This is a genomic window from Methylorubrum sp. SL192 (assembly GCF_026672325.1).
GTDB classification, from domain to species: domain Bacteria; phylum Pseudomonadota; class Alphaproteobacteria; order Rhizobiales; family Beijerinckiaceae; genus Methylobacterium; species Methylobacterium extorquens.
Map to the genome: position 1 here is coordinate 1,814,881 of NZ_JAPPQV010000003.1, position 16,022 is coordinate 1,830,902.

A 16,022-nucleotide genomic window follows, 5' to 3' on the forward strand; every position below is an offset into this window, starting at 1 on the left:
CCGGGCCGGGGCGGGACCGCTACCGGGCCGGGGCCACGACGACGTCCGCAGGCGGGGCGAGACCGCGGGATCCGCGATCACCTGCGAGGGCGGCCCCGAGGCGACGATCCGTCCGTCCTCGACGACGTGGACCGTATCGGCCCGGCGCAGCGAGGTGAGGCGATGGGCGATCATGATGATCGTGCGTGTGCCGCCGAGCGCGCCGAGCGCCTCCATCACCGCGGCCTCGGTCTCGCCGTCGAGCGCACTGGTCGCCTCATCGAACACGATGACATCAGGGTCGTGGTACAGCGCGCGGGCGATGCCGATGCGCTGGCGCTGGCCGCCGCTGAGCCGGGCACCGCGCTCGCCCACACCGGTATCGTAGCCCGCGGAGAGGGCTGCGACGAAATCGTGCGCGCCCGCGAGCCGCGCGGCGCGCTCCACGGCTGCCCGGTCGAGGCTGTCCGGCGGGATGCCGAGAGCGATGTTCTGCGCGATGCTGCCGTCGATCAGAAACACGTCCTGGGGCACGTAACCGATCCGGTTCTGCCAAGCCGGCAGGCTGTCGGCATCGAGCGGATGGCCGTCGACCAGAATGCGTCCCCGCGTCGGCGTGAGAATGCCGAGGATCAGGCCCACCAGCGTCGACTTGCCCGAGCCGGTGCGGCCGACGAGGCCGACGGTGGTGTGCGCAGCGATCGTCAGGTCGATGCCGCGCAGGGTCGGACGACCGGGCTCGTAGTCGAACGCGACATCCTCCAGACGGATCGCCTGCGCGAAGGGCAAGCGCTCGGCCGTGCGAAACGTGCGCTCTCGCTCCCCTGCCAACGCATCGACGATCAGGCGCACGCCGGGCAGGTGGAAGCGCAACTGCGAGACGGAGGTGAAGATGTTCTGGAAGGCCGGCAGCATGCGGTAGCCGGCGAAGGCGAACAGGCCGAGCAGCGGAAGCATGCCGGCGGTGTCGATTCCTTGCGTCAGCGCGAACAGCACCACGGCGATCACGCCGCCGAAGGCGAGCGATTCGATGACGAAGCGCGGCAACTGCCCGGTGACCAGACTCGAGGCGAGGGCGTGGGCGTAGGAGCGCGCCGGCGCATCGAAGCTGCTCGTGAACGTCTCGGCCCGACCGTAGAGCTTGAGTTCGGTCAGCGCGCCGAAGGTCTCCTGCACCACACGGTAGCGGCCCTCGTTGCCCGCCACCGCCCGGGTGCCGAGCCGCGAGAGTCGGGCCCGCATTACGACATAGATCGCGACGTAGAGCCCGCCGAAGCCGCCGCCGAGGATCAGCGCGAGCCGGGGCTGGTAGGCGATCAGGAAGATCACAACCGCCAGCGCCGAGGCGCCGCGCGAGGCGATCACCATGGCTGGGGTGAGCACGCCGACGACGAGGCGATCGGTCTCGCTCAGCACGTTCTTGGCGAGTTCGGCGCTGTTGGCATGCGCGAAGAACAGGCGCTCGCGATCGACGTAGCGGGCGAGCAGGCGCCGGGCGAAACCATAGCCGACCATGTGGGCGAACAGGAGTTGCGCATAGGCGAAGGCGGCATTCACTGCGCTGGTCAGCAGGATCGCGGCGAGCGCGGCAAACCCGGTTGCGAGCAGGAAGGTGCGGTCGTCGGCGAGGCCGAAGGCGTCGCGGAGGTTGGCGAGATAGGGGATTCGCGCGGCCGCACCGGGATCGCCGACCAGCGTGAGGAACGGCAGCACCGAGGCGACGCCGACCACTTCGAGCAGGGCGGCGAGCCCGAGCCCGAGCCCCAGCAGCAGGAGCTGCCGTCGGTCGTGTCGCCGCATCACCCGCAGGAGATCGAGGAGGGTCCTCAAACAGTCACCGGGGCGAGAGGGGCTGCGATCCGAACGAGCGCCGCGAAAGCGCGACGACGCCCGGACAGGTGCGCTCCGGGCCGGATGCTTTCGGAGCGCTGCTTAAGTGGTTGATGACAAACGGACCCTGGGGGCCTTTGCGTCGAGCGCGGTCTCTAGCATGGCGGGCGGAGGGGGCGTCAAGCGCATGCAGGCCGAGGCGCCGGATCGAAACCGCGGCACGACGGCCGGGTTGGCGAGAGCGGTTCGGAACGTTCCGCCGAGGCCCCTTCAGGCTCCGGGGCACGCGGCAGGTGGATGATTCGAATCTCGCGATGACAGATTCGAAGCGCCGGAACCAGAACCTTGGCGGTACGTTTCGCAAGCATGGAACACTATAGAGCCCTCTTCGCGACCACCGCCGTCATGGTGTTCGGTCTTCTCGCGACCTCGCCTCTGGTGAGAACGCAGAATTCGGCACCGACATCGTCGCGCGCCGAGAGCTTGATCGTCAGCAGCGCCGAGGCGGCCGAAGGTTCCACCTGGGCCGATCCGCCTCGATACAGCGGAGGCGTGCCGGTGCCGAAGCCCGCGACCTTCACGCTGCTGTCACCGGAGATGGTCGCGCTCCTGGCGGCCGACGACCTCGCGGGGGCCGACACGACCCAGCGGGTGCAAGCCGTGCGGCGTCACCGTGCTGCAAAGGTCGCGACGCGGCTGCGGCCGGCTCTGGCTGCCGAGACTTCCACCGCATTGCCGGCTTCGGGCACAGCGACGGCCGCAACGCAGCCGCAGCAGGCCGCTCGGATCGATCCGATCGGTGATCTCCTGCGGGGGTTGGGGATCGGCCGGGATAGCTGAGACCGACGTTCCAGCCGGGTTCCGGTCCAAACTCTTTCCGAGCACGCCAATCTGCCGCACGGCACACGCCATCGTTCCCACTCGTTGGTTCAGAAGACGTCCCTGAATCTGCGTCGTGGAGTAACTGTTATGATTCTCGCTGCCTCTATCATGCTGATCGGCGCCCTTGGCGCGATCGCCCTCACCGTTGCCGCACGGCCGAGCGCCGACCGCTTCCTGAAGTGGTGACGGCCCTCTGAACTCCCCTCGCGTGCCATGTCCAGACGGTGAAACTTCCCAAGCCTCTTCCGCGTTATGGCTGCGAAGAGATGACGCGGGGATCTGACGGTGGCGGCGATAGTGATGATGGCAGGCGTGATCGGCGCGGCAGGAACACTGATCTGCCTGATGCCGCGGCTGGACTCGTTTTTTGAGTGGTAACCTCGTCCAGCTGGACACCTCTTCCATAAATTAGATTATTAACTTTTATAGGCGCTTGCTGCCTGACCATATGAGCTCATGCCCGATCCGATACTTTATACTATAATATAATAGTACATTTCTAAATCGAATATTTTAGCTTCCGGTCAGATTTTTCCGATATCCGGCTACAATCCCTCTTTCAGAACACGTCTGAGCACAAATACTTCTGATTGGCGCCGTCAATCGCAAGTGAGCGAATTCTTGTTTCGGGTCTACACCGACACATCGCTCAAGCCTGCGCATCAGGTTCGTCATGCCATTTTCGATGCTGAGGATTGGCATAGTCGCCATCCAGCATTCCGCCCGTGCAAGCAGGCATGAGGGTGAGCTTGAATGTCAGCCCATACGATCCGACCATGACGCGGCTTGCGACAGAGCGAGGTGCGTCATTTCCGGTAGTCCGACTTGGTATTCGTGGTTCACGTTTCCCTTTTTCGCACCGCTGAGCGGCGGGGTGAGTCAGGACATCTCGGCGGGACCCTACCAGGGCGTCCCGGAGATCGAAGTCGCGGTCATCAAGGAAGTCGGAAGTTTCGGCCAGCAACTCGGGATCATTTCCGAGGCCGTCCGTGAACTCGCCGAGAAGGTTAGTGCGATGCCGCCCGCAAAATCGGCTCACGAGCTGGTAAAATCGAGCGAGGCATCTCGCGAACTGACGCCACTCGAAAAGCTCGACGTTCTCATCGAACGCGTGGATCGGGTTAAAGCAGCCTACCATGAATCGGTCGAGCGGGACGCGATCCGCGCGCTGGAGCGGTTGCACCGCGTCGATCCCGGAGCTTCGAGCAAGCTCGCGGCACGCTTCCGATGACGGGGGCTCGCCGCTGTCCTCGTGGATCTCGCGGACCGGGGAGGTGCCCATCCCCGCAGGTCTCATTGACCGTCTGGAGATCGCCTCCCGAAGAAGCCGGCAGCCGACCGATGAGTGAACAAGCGATGGGGCCGTTTATCAGCAGCCTGCGGTACTGAGGGAACTGATAAGGCCGGCAACAAGCGGCACCGGTTCACCGAGACTGCAAACCGGCGGGCGCCGGACAAGCGTCAGGTGATCCGAGACAACGTGCAGGAGAATGACCCGTTGGAGGGCCATCGATACACCGCGCAAAGCGAATAGAGAGAGGACCGTAGCATGGTCAGCTCAAGGAGAGGGATCAGTAAATCCTGACTTTCTGAGGCTCAAGGGCTCTTCAGAAAGATGGTGCCCAGGGACGGAATCGAACCGCCGACACTGCGATTTTCAGTCGCATGCTCTACCAACTGAGCTACCTGGGCATCCGCCGCGTCGCGCTGCGTCGTCGGCTGGCGGGGGTATAGTGAAGGGTTTTGGGCCTGTCCAGCCTTCCCGCAATGAAGGCGAAGCTTTTTTGCCGGGTGCGGATCTCGCTCTCAGCGGGAGCGGTTTTCGTCGTCCGAACGGGGTGGGTAGGACATCCCCTCCTCCTCCGGCCCCGGAATGACGTAGCGCTCGCCGAGCCAGCGTCCGAGGTCGATGTCGGCGCAGCGGGGCGAGCAGAACGGCTTGGTTTCGGTCTGGGCCGGCTTGCCGCAGATCGGACAGGGCGCCAGCGGCTTGTCCGCCGCTGTCCTCTTCGCCGACTGGCTCATGTTGCTGCTCCCCAGGCACCCCGCACGGGAAAACCCTCACCTTCGAGCAGGCTCATCGTCTCGTACAAGGGAAGGCCGACCACCGCGCTGTGCGAGCCGACGAGCTTCACCGCAAAGGCTGCTGCCAGGCCCTGGATGGCGTAGCCGCCGGCCTTGCCGCGCCACTCGCCCGAGGAAAGATAGCCCTCGATCTCGCGATTCGACAGGCGCTTGAAGCGTACGCGAGTCTCGACCATGCGCTCGCGGCGCCGATCCTTCGGGGACAGGATGCAGACGGCCGTGTAGACGCGGTGCGCCCGCCCCGAAAGCAGCCGCAGGCAGTCGGCGGCCTCGTCGATCAGCTCGGCCTTGGGCAGCACGCGACGGCCCACGGCGACGACGGTGTCGGCGGAGACGAGATAGGCGTCGCGCAGGTCGTCCCGACGCCGCGCCGCAGCCTGGGCTGCCTCCAGCTTTTCCCGGGCGAGGCGGCGGGCGAGATCGCGGGGTGATTCGGATTTGCGCGGGGTCTCGTCGATATCGGCGGGCAGCAACGCATCCGGCTCGATCCCGACCTGTTGCAGCAGCGCCAGCCGGCGCGGTGAGGCCGAGGCAAGCACGAGGGGCGGTCGCGCAGGCCCCCCGGAAACCTGCGGCTTCAGGGCGTCGGAGGTGAGAAGCTCGTTCATCGGCGAGGTCTTACGCCCAAGCCCGGTGACACCGCAACGCGGTCTCGGCCATCAGACAGCATCCAAGAGCTTGCCAAGGACAAGGCGGCCGTCTAAGACCCGGCACATTCCATCGGGCGTCAACGCGACGAGCCGGATGCGACGCCGCAATAGCTCAGCTGGTAGAGCACCTCATTCGTAATGAGGGGGTCGGGGGTTCGAATCCCTCTTGCGGCACCACTCTCCCACTCTTCGAATTATCTGTGTGCTCGAGCGATTTCGGATCGGGACGCTTCCTCGATTCGGACGCGAACGCATTCTCACTCGGTGGCGCCGGATCGGCTGCCCTGCAGCGAGACGCAGGTTCGCACCATGTCGCTGAGCGTGAGATCCTTGGTGTCGCCGATATTGGCGACCTCTTCCAGGCAGCGCATGAAATAGCCTCTGTCGAGCCCTGGCGAGAGCATGCTCATCGATTTGCCGACGCGGTTGGTGAAATCGATTTTCTCGCTTGCTCTGGCGCGCGGCCATAGCGATGCCTTGTCGTCCATTTTCAGCCGCGCTGCCGCTAGCGACGGGCTGAAAAGAGTCAGCGCCGTCAGAACACCTATCACTGCCGCCCGGCCCATCGTCGCGCTCCCTGTCGTGGCGTCGGACGTGTTGCCGACCGATTGCGCGGCCAACGCGGGGGCGTCCGGCGACGTTGCATTGAGAGCCGCGTGCGCAACGAAATTAAGTGATTTCTCAGAGGCTTATCCGCATCGATAGCCGGCTCGGCGCGCCCGGGTGATCCCTGGCGCCGAGCCGGCGTTCTCGGCTATGCCGTTCCTAGCGCGAGCTGCCGCCCCCGCTTCCGCCGCCCGCGCTGCCCTGCGGGATGGCACGCTCCGGCTGGCCGGCATTACCGCCGGCCGCCGAGTTGGTGGTGATGGTGTCGGCGCCCGTGGCGCCCGGGGCGATGATGTAATCGACGGTGTTGCCGGTGGTGTTGGTCTGGCGCTGGATGATCGTGCCCGGCGGGAACGGGCCCACGGGGAGGCCCGGGGGGCCGGCCTGAGCGACGGCCGCGCCAGAGCCGAGGCAACTCAGAACGGTGACGGTGAAGGCAATGCGGTGCATTGGGGGACTCCTAAACGTAATGGCGCCCTTGCACGTCCCGAAGTCGTGCGAAGGATGAGCTATCCGCCAGGCAAGTCCCCCACCGGCCGCGGGGTTTCCCGGGGGCCCTGCGGCGTGGTGACGACACGCGCTGGCGCCGGCGTTTGGGCGGCCCGGTGCATCGTTCACCACGCGATCGTGTAGGCGACCTCCAATGAGCGCGGGCGCCCGAGAACCCAGGCGGTGCCGATGCCGTTCACGGCGCTGCCATCGACCGCGTAGGTCGTGTCGAACAGGTTGAAGACCCGTAGCGACAGGCGGGAGCCGGCGGTGACCTGATGGTCGAGGCCGAGATTGACCAGCGTGTAGGCCGGCCGCCGGGCAGTGTTGCCAAAATCAGAAAACACTTCGCCGACATGCTGGAGGCCGATGCGCCCCTCCCAGTCGCGGGCGAAGGCCCAGTTGACCCAGAGATTGGCCACCTGCTCCGGCACGTTGATCGGCTGATTGCCGGCATAGGAGACGGCGACTCCGCCGACATTCTGAGTGAAGTCATCGTACTGGGCGTGAAGCACAGCGAGGTTGGCATCGATGCGCCAGCCGGGGGCGGGGAGCCAGGAGAGCGCGGCCTCCGCGCCGAGGGAGGATTGCTGGCCGACCTGGGTCGAGACGGTCGGCTGGCCCGGCACCGCCGAGATCAGGTTGTCCTTGACGATACGGTAGCCGGCCAAGGTCCACTCGACGGCGCCGCCGAAGACGAGGCCCTTGGCGCCGACCTCGACCTGACGGCCGGTCGAGAGTTCGAAGCCGGCCAGCGATTGCGAGAGGGTGATCAGGCTGTTCACCGGATCCGTCGCGGTGGCGTATTGCGCGTAGAGCGATGTATCCGGCGTCGGCTCGTAGAGCAGCGCGAAGCGGTATCCGAGGGCGCGGAAGGAGCGCTCGAACGTCGCGCCGCTGCGCAGATCTTCCCGGTAGAGACGCGGCGCGTCGAAGCGCACGCCGGTGAGGAACGACAACCGGTCGGTCAGGAACAGCCGATCCTCGGCGAAGACCGACGCTTGGTTCGTGCGCGTGGCGTAGGCCGGGCTCGCTCGCCCGTCCGGCGGGAAGAAGCCGGGATCGTAGCCGATCAGGGGCACGCTCGTCGGCGTCTCGGAGAAGGTGAAGTTGTTGGCGTGGCGGAAGCTGACATGGTTCACGTCGAAGCCGGCCGAGAACGTGTTGGCCAGCCCGAACAGGGCACCGCGGAACGTCGCGTCGAACCGATTCCCGACCTGTTCCTGGCTATGGCCAATTTCGAGATAGTCGGAGCGATCGACGAGCCCCGTTGCCGGGTTGAAGCGGTACTGCTCGACGTCGCGCCAATGTCGGCGGCTTTGCAGGCGGTAGGCGGTGTTGCGCACCGTCACGTCGGCCGAAGGGGTCCACTCCGTCCGGAACTGCGTCCAGTTGTCGGTCCAGGCGATCTTCGAATCGCGGACGTTGTAGTTGTTGAAGCGGATGGCGTCGGGCACACGACCGTTCACCAGCGGCGTGCCCCAGTAGCGGGTGGGCTCCTGGTAGCCAAGATCATGGCTGAGGGTGAAGGCGAGATCCGGATTCGCTTGGAGCGTCAGCGCGCCCGAGATCGCGAGATTGCGGAAGTCGCCCTCCGGCGTGATCCAGCCACCGGCACGATTGCCGCTGACATTGAGGCGATAGGCCAGGGATTCGCCGATCGGCCCGGTCGAATCGACCGCCGCGCGGGCGATGCCGTCCTCGCCGAGGCCGAAGCGGGCGACATTGAGCGGCGTGAACAGCGGCTTCTTCGAAACGACGTTGACGATACCGCCGATGGCTCCGTCCCCATAGAGAACGGAGGCCGGCCCGCGCAGCACCTCAATGCGCTCCACGTTCCACGTATCGAACGGGAAGGTGACGGTGTTGGCGCCGACATAGAGCCGGGTGCCATCGAACAAAGTCTGGATCGAGTTCTGCCCAGCAAAGCCGCGGGCGGTGAAGAAGCCGAGTCCGTTGCCCGGCGAGCCGAAGGCCGTGATGCCGGTGCCGTTCTGCGACACGGCCTCCAGCACGCTGGTCTGACCGCGCAGGCGGATGGTCTCGCCCGAGATGATGTCGAGACTCGCGGGCGTTTCCAGCGGCGTGAGACCGAGCCGGCTCGCCGAGCGCGACGGCGTGCGCAGGTTGAGGCCGACCGGCGAGGACTGCGTCAGATTCGGCGTCCGCAGGGCTGCGGCGGCGTCCGTGCCGACGGCGTCGGCCGGTGCATTGGCGGGCAGGCCGATCCCGGCACCGCCCTGCACTGCGATCTCATCGAGTTGTGTCAGGAGTGCTTGGGCCCGGACCGGACCGGACGTCGTGAGGGGCAGGGCGGCGACGGCGGACAGGAGGGACCGGCCGCAGAAGCGGCGGTGAAGGGGGGACATGATGGACACGATGCCTCGGCAGCGACGGTGGCACGTCACCGCGACCGAGGCCGATCCACTGCCGGCCATGGGCCTTCAGCGTCTCGACACCTGCTGGGACACCCCGCCCGGCATGGCTCGCGTGTGACCACGGCTGACGGCAGGTCTCCTGGCTCGCGGGTCGTCGCCCTCCATCGTCTTCCCAGGCGAGGCATGCCCAGTGACGTGGTGATGGAGGACTCTTCGCTCACAGTTGCGGGGGCAGCCGCGGGATCGAGCTCGAAAGCCCTTCACCGCGTTCCCTTTTGATCCCTTGCGGGAACCGTCAACGGTCAAGCTACGGTCAAGGCGGCGCTTCGGTCAATGCGCCCTGTGCCGTTCGGTACGCCTGCGCGAGCGGCGATCCAAAAACACGGACCCTGCCGCAAGCAAAGGCGAACGGCAGCCAGAAAAGAAAAAAGGCCGCCCCGAAGGACGGCCCGAAGTCTAGGGAGGAAACGCCCAAGAAGGGCTGCAGGACCGCGACGCCATCGCGATCCGGCATGGCCATGATTTCTCAGGTTGCAGTGCACAAAGCAATCGCTGGCGCGTCGGATCGGGCATGCATTCATTGCATATGTTCGGTTCCGAACTCATCCGCTTCCGCGGAGCCATTCGGCCGTCCAGGGGTTTCGGTCCTCCGAATGCTGCCTCATGGATGCCAGAGATGCCCCGTTGGATGTTCGCTTTTCCCGTCGTGCTGATGATCCTTGCAGGGCTCGTCGTTTTCGCCTTCACGCGCACCGGCCCGACCGACAACCAGAACACCCACGCTCCGCAGACCGGCCAGACCCGCTGACGCCGCCGAATCCCGGAGCGCGCCGGCCCCTGAGCCATTCCGGCCCACAAATTGCGAAGTTTGTACGGTCGGAATCGTTCGGTGGGGTCCTCCATGCGGATCGGATGCGTTTTCCTCTTGAGCGCCCTCCTGCTTCCATCCGGGGCTCACGCAGTCGATGGGCATGCGGACGCGGCGGCCTTCGCGGCGGCGGCCCGTCACCATGTCGGTGAGCGCGTCACGCTCGATCATTGCCACCTCGTCTACGCGACCGACGACGAGATCACCTGCATCGGCCTGTTGCCGGAGGATGCGGCAGGCAATGTCCGCTTGGCCGGCAAGCTTCTGATCCGGGTCGCGGCCGCAGAGATGCAGGGCCGCACCCGTGCCCTCGCGCTCTGTGCCGGTGGCGCTCTCGACGAAGCCTGCGAGGTGAGCGTGGCGGGAGAGGTGTTCGATGCCTCCCCTTCATTCGGGCTCGGCGAGGCCCAGTTGATGGGCTTGCGCGAAGCGACGATCTGCTGGCCGGACTGAGCTTCGCGAAGCGCTGCCGAGCCTGATCCTGCGAGAGTGATACGCGCACCGATGTGAGGCCGATCTCCGGCGATGGACCCGCGTGAACCCTCAAGGGTCTAGTGCGTTCGAACTCCAAGGGAGTTCGCCGATGATCACTCGTCTGTCGTTTGCCGCGGTTCTGGTCGCGGCCCTCGCCACATCCGCTGCCGCCCAAGGGCCGGCGCAGACCGGGACCGGCGGCGGTCCGGCTTCGACCATCTACGCGCCGAACACCTCTGCCGTCGGTCAGACCATGCCGCCGGCCGGGGCGGGCGGTGTGCGGCGCGACCCGGGCAATCCCGACCGCGAAACCGCCATGGAGAAGAAGGACGACAAGATCGATACCGGGATCTGCATCGGCTGCGATAAGTAGATCCGGCGAACCGAGGCGCGGCCTCCCGCGCGCCGCGCCCGGTTCATTCCGACCAGCGCAAAGCCGCGGCGGCGGCCAGGGTGCCCACCACGGCCGCGATCAGGCTCAGGGCGGCCAACACCGTCAGCGGGGTCGTGAACGGCACCGTGCCGCCGAGGGCAGCCTCCGCGGCCGAGACCCCGAAGATCAGGGTCGGGACCATCAGCGGCAGCACGATGATGGCCAGGATCAGGCCGCCCCGGCGGATGGTAGCGGTCAGCGCCGCGCCGACCGCACCGATGAAGGCCAAAGCCGGCGTGCCCAGGGCCAGCGTCAAGGCCGTGGCGCCCATGGCTTTCGGGGAGAGTGCCACCAGCAAGCCGAACAGCGGCGAAGCGAGCGCCAGGGGCAGGCCGGTGGTGAGCCAGGAGGCCAGGACCTTGGCCAGCACCACCAGCTCCAGCGGCACGGCAGCGCCCGTCATCAGGTCGAGCGAGCCGTCCTCCTCGTCCGACTGAAACAGCCGGTCGAGGCCGATCAGGGTGGCCAGCACCGCCGAGAGCCAGAGGATCGCGGGGCCGATCCGCGACAGCAGGTTCATGTCGGGCCCCAGTGCGAAGGGCACCAGCACGACAATCATCAGGAAGAAGACGAGCGAGAGCGCGCCCGAGCCGCCGATCCGGGCGGCCAATTTCAGATCGCGGGCGAGGAGGGCGGAGAAGGCGCGCATCACAGCCAATCCTCCGCCTCGAACGCCGCTTCAGAGACGGCCTCGGGTGCCGCCGGTCCAATGCGCAGCTCGCGGGCATCCTCCAGGCCGAGGGCTTGGTGCGTTGCAGCAACCACGAGCCCTCCTTCGGCCCGGTGGCGTCCCATCAGCCCCGCGAGAACCCCCTGCGAGGCGAGGTCCAGGGCGGCGGTCGGCTCGTCGAGCAGCCAGAGCGGGCGACGGCAGACGAGGAGGCGCGCCAGCGCCACCCGGCGTCGCTGCCCCGCCGAGAGGTAGCCGACCGGCAACCGTGCGACATGCGGCAGGCCCATCGCCTCCAGGGCCGCCTTCGGGGAGGCGGCGGGATTGCCGAGAAGATCGCGGGCGAATTCGAGATTCTCGGCGGCCGTCAGCGCCGATTTCAATCCGTCCCGGTGCCCGACCACGTGAAGGAATTCCGGCAGGTTCGCCTCGCCGATGCCCTCGGCGCGGATCGTGCCGGCATCGGGCTTGAGGCGGCCGGACAGCATCGTGAGCAGGCTCGATTTGCCCGCGCCGTTGCGCCCGGTGACCATCAGGCCTTCGCCGGGTCCGAGCACGAAGGAAAGTCCGGAAAAGATGCGGCGTCCGGAGCGGCGGCAGGCCAGATTCTCGACGATCAACCGCACGGATCGGCCTTCGATGAGGTTGAGGTCCGCACGCTTCGTCTCGGTCCTGGCTGTCGGATCTCCTCGCCTGGCGCGAGGGGAATACCGGGACATCTCGCGGGCGGAGAGGCCGGTCTCGTGCGGCCTATAGCGGATCGTTCGGCGGCGCGCGAACCGCTCGGGCCGCTGACGCATTGATTCGGTGATGCCACATGGCAGTTTCGCAGGATGGGCGACCATGGATGCCGAGACGGCCCCGCAGGCCCCGCTCCACCCCGTCCGAAGCGGCTATGGCCCGCGATCCCGCCGCCATCGCCGGGCGCACGCAAGTGGAAGCCCGACTCGCAAGCCTGACGCCGGACCAACGCGCGGCGTTCTGGGACGCAGTGCGCCACTGCTACGTCTTGGGCGCGGACAGCCGCCGGACGCGTCGGTAGGGCGGGACCGCAATATCAGTCGCGCGCCTGTGTCATCGGGCCAGTAGCGGCCAATTTCGAAACGTTCTATAGACCGGCTCAGGCTGCGCCGCGCGATCATTCCAGGGCGTCCAAATCGCCCCTCGCGCACCATCCTGAGTGTCATTCGCGGGCCTCCCGGCCGCCGGGAGTTCCCCGAGGGCACTCGCTACCCGGGCACCCCCGGGGCGGCGCGCGCTCCTTGGAGCGTCTCCGGCCGAACACCTCTCGTGGCGCAGGTTATGCCTGCTCCGTGTTCGCTAACGCCAGCTCAGGACCCGACTCGCCGTGGCATCCCTCGACAGCTTCAAAGCTCGCCAGACGCTTCAAGCAGGCGGCAAGACCTACACCTACTACTCCATTCCCGAGGCGGAGAAGAACGGCTTGGCCGATTCGACCGCCCTTCCGTTCTCGATGAAGGTCATCCTCGAGAACCTCCTGCGCTTCGAGGACGACCGCTCGGTGAAGCGGGCCGATATCGAGGCCGCCGTCGCGTGGCTCGGTAACCAGGGCAAGGCGGAGACCGAGATCGCCTTCCGCCCCTCCCGCGTGCTGATGCAGGACTTCACCGGCGTGCCGGCCGTCGTCGATCTCGCCGCGATGCGTGATGCCATGGTCGCGCTCGGCGGCGACCCCCAAAAAATCAATCCGCTGGTCCCGGTCGATCTCGTGATTGACCATTCGGTGATCGTGGATGAGTTCGGCACCCCGAAGGCGCTCGGCGACAACGTCGCCCTCGAATACGCCCGCAACGGCGAGCGCTACACCTTCCTGAAATGGGGCCAGTCGGCCTTCGATAACTTCTCCGTCGTCCCGCCGGGCACGGGCATCTGCCACCAGGTGAACCTCGAATATCTGTCCCAGACGGTCTGGACCCGGACCGAGGACGGCGCCGAGATCGCCTATCCCGACAGCCTCGTCGGCACCGATTCGCACACCACCATGGTCAACGGTCTGGCCGTGCTTGGCTGGGGCGTCGGCGGTATCGAGGCCGAGGCGGCGATGCTCGGCCAGCCGCTGTCGATGCTGATCCCCGAGGTGATCGGCTTCAAGCTGTCCGGCAAGCTGCCCGAGGGCACCACCGCGACCGATCTCGTGCTCACCGTCACGCAGATGCTGCGCAAGAAGGGCGTGGTCGGCAAGTTCGTGGAGTTCTACGGCCCCGGCCTCGACGACATGCCGGTCGCCGACCGCGCCACCATCTCCAACATGGCGCCGGAATACGGTGCGACCTGCGGCTTCTTCCCGATCGATCAGAAGACCATCGACTTCCTGAAGGTCACCGGCCGGCAGGACGACCGCATCGCGCTGGTCGAGGCCTATGCCAAGGCGCAGGGCATGTGGCGCGACGCCAAGACCCCCAATCCCGTCTTCACCGACACGCTCGAACTCGACATGAGCACGGTGCGTCCGTCGCTCGCCGGCCCGAAGCGCCCGCAGGACCGGGTGCTGCTCGACAGCGCCAAGGCCGGCTTCGCCGACTCGATGGAGAAGGAGTTCAGACGAGCGGCCGACATCGCCCGGCGCTACCCGGTCGAGGGCACGAACTTCGACATCGGCCACGGTGACGTGGTGATCGCCGCGATCACGAGCTGCACCAACACCTCGAACCCGAGCGTGATGATCGGCGCCGGCCTGCTCGCCCGCAACGCGGTCGCCAAGGGCCTGACCTCGAAGCCGTGGGTGAAGACCTCGCTCGCGCCCGGCAGCCAGGTCGTCGGCGAGTATCTCGACAAATCCGGCCTCCAGGCGAGCCTCGACGCGCTGGGCTTCAACCTCGTCGGCTTCGGCTGCACCACCTGCATCGGCAATTCGGGCCCGCTCCCGGCGCCGATCTCGAAGGCGATCAACGACAACGATGTCGTCGCCGCCGCGGTGCTCTCGGGTAACCGGAACTTCGAGGGCCGCGTGAACCCGGACGTGCGGGCGAATTACCTCGCCTCGCCGCCGCTCGTGGTCGCCTACGCGCTCGCCGGCTCGCTCCAGATCGACATCACCACCGAGCCGCTCGGCCAGGGGTCGGACGGCAAGCCGGTCTACCTGAAGGATATCTGGCCGTCCTCGGAGGAGGTGAACCGCTTCATCGAGGAGAACATCACCTCGGAGCTGTTCAAGAGCCGCTACGCCGACGTGTTCGGCGGCGACGAGAACTGGAAGGGCGTCGAGGTCACCGAGGCCGAGACCTTCGCCTGGGATGGGGGCTCCACCTACGTGCAGAACCCACCCTATTTCGAGGGCATGACCAAGACGCCCGATCCGATCACCGACATCGAGGGCGCGCGCATCCTCGGCCTGTTCCTCGATTCCATTACCACCGACCACATCTCGCCGGCCGGTAACATCCGCGCGGCTTCGCCCGCCGGTGCGTACCTGCAGGAGCATCAGGTGCGGGTGCAGGACTTCAACCAGTACGGCACCCGGCGCGGCAACCACGAGGTGATGATGCGGGGCACGTTTGCCAACATCCGCATCAAGAACCAGATGGTTCGGGACGAGGCCGGCAACGTCGTCGAAGGTGGGTGGACGCTGCACCAGCCCGTTGGCGAGCGGATGTACATCTACGACGCGGCGATGCGCTACGCCGAAGAGGGCACGCCGCTGGTCGTCTTCGCCGGCAAGGAATACGGCACCGGCTCGTCCCGCGACTGGGCGGCCAAGGGCACCAAGCTCCTCGGCGTGCGCGCCGTGATCGCTGAAAGCTTCGAGCGCATCCACCGCTCGAACCTCGTCGGCATGGGCGTGGTCCCGCTGGTCTTCCAGGGCGAGGAATCCTGGGAATCGCTCGGTCTCAAGGGCGACGAGACCGTGACGATCAAGGGGCTGTCCGGCGAGCTGAAGCCGCGCCAGACGCTGACCGCCGAGTTCACCTCCGCCGACGGCTCGAAGCGGGAGGTCCCGCTGACCTGCCGGATCGATACGCTCGACGAGCTGGAATACTTCCGCAACGGCGGTATCCTGCCCTACGTGCTGCGGTCTCTGGCGGCGTAAGCGCCTCCTCCGTTCGCGCTGCCTGAAAGCCTCTCCCGCAAGGGAGGGGCTTTTTCGTTGAGCGAGTGGTTCCGGCAACCGTTCCGAAGCAAACAAGACGAAGAGGGGCCGAGGCGTCGGCCGTGGCTCGACGCTTTGTCGGTGCATCCGCTATTCCCTCACCATCGAACGCTCCGCCCCAATCGACGCGGCGGGCCGGCTGGGAAATGACGCTCTATGATCCTCGAAATCGCACAGATCGACGTAAAGCCCGGCTCGGAAGCCGAATTCGAAGCCGGCATCGCGAAGGCCGCCGAGATTTTCCGGGCCGCTGCCGGCTGCCGCAGCTTCGCGGTGCGCCGCTCGATCGAGAAGCCGCAGCGCTACCGCCTGCTGATCGAGTGGGATACGCTGGAGGCACACACCAAGGACTTCACCGGCTCGCAGGCCTGGAAGGACTACCGGGCGATGGTCTCTCCCTATTTCGAGGCTCCGCCCCAGGTGGAGCACACCGAACTGACGCTTCAGGCCTTCTGAGTGTCTCGCTCCGACCGCCCGCCGCACCGTGCTGCCTGAGGCGAGACGGTCGGAGGCCGGGCGTTCTGTGAAGCATCCTAAACGGCCGCCAAGGGCTGGACGACAAAAGGGGGA

15 protein-coding genes, 2 tRNA genes, 1 pseudogene and 1 riboswitch are annotated in these 16,022 nt (G+C 66.6%); of the genes and pseudogenes, 8 read left to right on the forward strand and 10 right to left on the reverse strand.

Going from position 1 to position 16,022, the window contains the following annotated elements; all coding sequences use genetic code 11:
• Positions 1-19: 19 nt before the first annotated feature.
• Positions 20-1,809, reverse strand: a pseudogene (locus tag OVA30_RS09275) (ABC transporter ATP-binding protein).
• A 345-nt stretch (positions 1,810-2,154) separates the two neighbouring features.
• Here OVA30_RS09275 and OVA30_RS09280 point away from each other — a divergent pair.
• Positions 2,155-2,649 (forward strand): hypothetical protein, encoded by a 495-nt coding sequence (locus OVA30_RS09280; protein WP_268175265.1) that lies wholly within the window; start codon positions 2,155-2,157, stop codon positions 2,647-2,649.
• An 850-nt stretch (positions 2,650-3,499) separates the two neighbouring features.
• Positions 3,500-3,922: a hypothetical protein gene (locus tag OVA30_RS09285; protein ID WP_268177477.1), complete on the forward strand. Its 423-nt coding sequence runs from the start codon at positions 3,500-3,502 to the stop codon at positions 3,920-3,922.
• A gap of 385 nt (positions 3,923-4,307) precedes the next feature.
• On the opposite strand, the gene OVA30_RS09290 is transcribed toward OVA30_RS09285, so the two are convergent.
• The 3 genes from OVA30_RS09290 to OVA30_RS09300 form a co-directional block, all read right to left on the reverse strand.
• A tRNA-Phe gene (locus OVA30_RS09290) sits at positions 4,308-4,383 on the reverse strand.
• 114 nt (positions 4,384-4,497) lie between these two features.
• Positions 4,498-4,716, reverse strand: a complete 219-nt coding sequence (yacG, locus tag OVA30_RS09295) for a DNA gyrase inhibitor YacG (RefSeq protein ID WP_268175266.1) — start codon at positions 4,714-4,716, stop codon at positions 4,498-4,500.
• Positions 4,713-5,384 (reverse strand): Maf-like protein, encoded by a 672-nt coding sequence (locus tag OVA30_RS09300; RefSeq protein ID WP_004446842.1) that lies wholly within the window; start codon positions 5,382-5,384, stop codon positions 4,713-4,715. Before OVA30_RS09300 ends, yacG begins: the two co-directional genes overlap by 4 nt.
• 143 nt (positions 5,385-5,527) lie before the next feature.
• Here OVA30_RS09300 and OVA30_RS09305 point away from each other — a divergent pair.
• Positions 5,528-5,603 (forward strand) — tRNA-Thr (locus OVA30_RS09305).
• Positions 5,604-5,683: 80 nt separating this feature from the next.
• Here the strand turns inward: OVA30_RS09305 and OVA30_RS09310 are convergent.
• The 3 genes from OVA30_RS09310 to OVA30_RS09320 form a co-directional block, all read right to left on the reverse strand.
• Complete coding sequence (locus tag OVA30_RS09310; RefSeq protein ID WP_268175267.1) at positions 5,684-6,046, reverse strand: hypothetical protein; 363 nt, start codon at positions 6,044-6,046, stop codon at positions 5,684-5,686.
• A gap of 145 nt (positions 6,047-6,191) precedes the next feature.
• Complete coding sequence (locus tag OVA30_RS09315; protein WP_238506424.1) at positions 6,192-6,482, reverse strand: hypothetical protein; 291 nt, start codon at positions 6,480-6,482, stop codon at positions 6,192-6,194.
• A 164-nt stretch (positions 6,483-6,646) separates the two neighbouring features.
• Complete coding sequence (locus tag OVA30_RS09320) at positions 6,647-8,890, reverse strand: TonB-dependent receptor (RefSeq protein ID WP_268175268.1); 2,244 nt, start codon at positions 8,888-8,890, stop codon at positions 6,647-6,649.
• Position 8,891: 1 nt separating this feature from the next.
• Here OVA30_RS09320 and OVA30_RS09325 point away from each other — a divergent pair, with 1 nt between their 5' ends.
• On the forward strand, positions 8,892-9,017 hold the full coding sequence (locus OVA30_RS09325; RefSeq protein ID WP_268175269.1) for a hypothetical protein: 126 nt from the start codon (positions 8,892-8,894) through the stop codon (positions 9,015-9,017).
• A riboswitch (cobalamin riboswitch) is annotated at positions 9,012-9,211 on the reverse strand. (Overlaps the previous gene by 6 nt.)
• A gap of 1 nt (position 9,212) precedes the next feature.
• On the opposite strand, the gene OVA30_RS09330 is transcribed toward OVA30_RS09325, so the two are convergent.
• Positions 9,213-9,419 carry a hypothetical protein gene (locus OVA30_RS09330; RefSeq protein WP_268175270.1) on the reverse strand — a complete coding sequence of 69 codons (207 nt, stop codon included), beginning with the start codon at positions 9,417-9,419 and terminating at the stop codon, positions 9,213-9,215.
• A gap of 381 nt (positions 9,420-9,800) precedes the next feature.
• On the opposite strand from OVA30_RS09330, the gene OVA30_RS09335 reads away from it, so the two are divergent.
• Both OVA30_RS09335 and OVA30_RS09340 read left to right on the forward strand, forming a co-directional pair.
• Positions 9,801-10,220 (forward strand): hypothetical protein, encoded by a 420-nt coding sequence (locus tag OVA30_RS09335; protein ID WP_326493610.1) that lies wholly within the window; start codon positions 9,801-9,803, stop codon positions 10,218-10,220.
• Positions 10,221-10,350: 130 nt separating this feature from the next.
• The gene (locus tag OVA30_RS09340; protein WP_004446832.1) at positions 10,351-10,614 is read left to right on the forward strand and encodes a hypothetical protein; all 264 of its coding nucleotides are present in this window, start codon (positions 10,351-10,353) and stop codon (positions 10,612-10,614) included.
• Between the two features lie 43 nt (positions 10,615-10,657).
• On the opposite strand, the gene ccmB is transcribed toward OVA30_RS09340, so the two are convergent.
• A complete protein-coding gene (gene ccmB / locus OVA30_RS09345) occupies positions 10,658-11,323 on the reverse strand; it encodes a heme exporter protein CcmB (RefSeq protein WP_268175272.1) in 666 nt (221 codons plus the stop codon).
• Positions 11,323-11,970, reverse strand: a complete 648-nt coding sequence (ccmA, locus tag OVA30_RS09350) for a heme ABC exporter ATP-binding protein CcmA (RefSeq protein ID WP_268175273.1) — start codon at positions 11,968-11,970, stop codon at positions 11,323-11,325. Before ccmA ends, ccmB begins: the two co-directional genes overlap by 1 nt.
• Before the next feature lie 722 nt (positions 11,971-12,692).
• Between ccmA and acnA the strand changes: the two genes are divergently transcribed.
• Positions 12,693-15,392 carry an aconitate hydratase AcnA gene (gene acnA / locus OVA30_RS09355; protein WP_268175274.1) on the forward strand — a complete coding sequence of 900 codons (2,700 nt, stop codon included), beginning with the start codon at positions 12,693-12,695 and terminating at the stop codon, positions 15,390-15,392.
• A gap of 216 nt (positions 15,393-15,608) precedes the next feature.
• Positions 15,609-15,908, forward strand: coding sequence for an antibiotic biosynthesis monooxygenase family protein (locus OVA30_RS09360; RefSeq protein WP_012254018.1), 300 nt, complete (start codon positions 15,609-15,611; stop codon positions 15,906-15,908).
• The last annotated feature ends 114 nt before the right edge of the window (positions 15,909-16,022 follow it).

What these genes read in the sequence shown, in the direction of transcription:
- OVA30_RS09360 (WP_012254018.1), top strand. Translation starts at nt 15,609, where the DNA reads ATGATCCTCGAAATCGCACAGATCGACGTAAAGCCCGGCTCGGAAGCC.
- OVA30_RS09340 (WP_004446832.1), top strand. Translation starts at nt 10,351, where the DNA reads ATGATCACTCGTCTGTCGTTTGCCGCGGTTCTGGTCGCGGCCCTCGCC.
- OVA30_RS09320 (WP_268175268.1), bottom strand. Translation starts at nt 8,890, where the DNA reads ATGTCCCCCCTTCACCGCCGCTTCTGCGGCCGGTCCCTCCTGTCCGCC.
- OVA30_RS09325 (WP_268175269.1), top strand. Translation starts at nt 8,892, where the DNA reads ATGGACACGATGCCTCGGCAGCGACGGTGGCACGTCACCGCGACCGAG.
- yacG (WP_268175266.1), bottom strand. Translation starts at nt 4,716, where the DNA reads ATGAGCCAGTCGGCGAAGAGGACAGCGGCGGACAAGCCGCTGGCGCCC.
- OVA30_RS09335 (WP_326493610.1), top strand. Translation starts at nt 9,801, where the DNA reads ATGCGGATCGGATGCGTTTTCCTCTTGAGCGCCCTCCTGCTTCCATCC.
- ccmB (WP_268175272.1), bottom strand. Translation starts at nt 11,323, where the DNA reads ATGCGCGCCTTCTCCGCCCTCCTCGCCCGCGATCTGAAATTGGCCGCC.
- OVA30_RS09330 (WP_268175270.1), bottom strand. Translation starts at nt 9,419, where the DNA reads ATGGCCATGCCGGATCGCGATGGCGTCGCGGTCCTGCAGCCCTTCTTG.
- OVA30_RS09315 (WP_238506424.1), bottom strand. Translation starts at nt 6,482, where the DNA reads ATGCACCGCATTGCCTTCACCGTCACCGTTCTGAGTTGCCTCGGCTCT.
- OVA30_RS09300 (WP_004446842.1), bottom strand. Translation starts at nt 5,384, where the DNA reads ATGAACGAGCTTCTCACCTCCGACGCCCTGAAGCCGCAGGTTTCCGGG.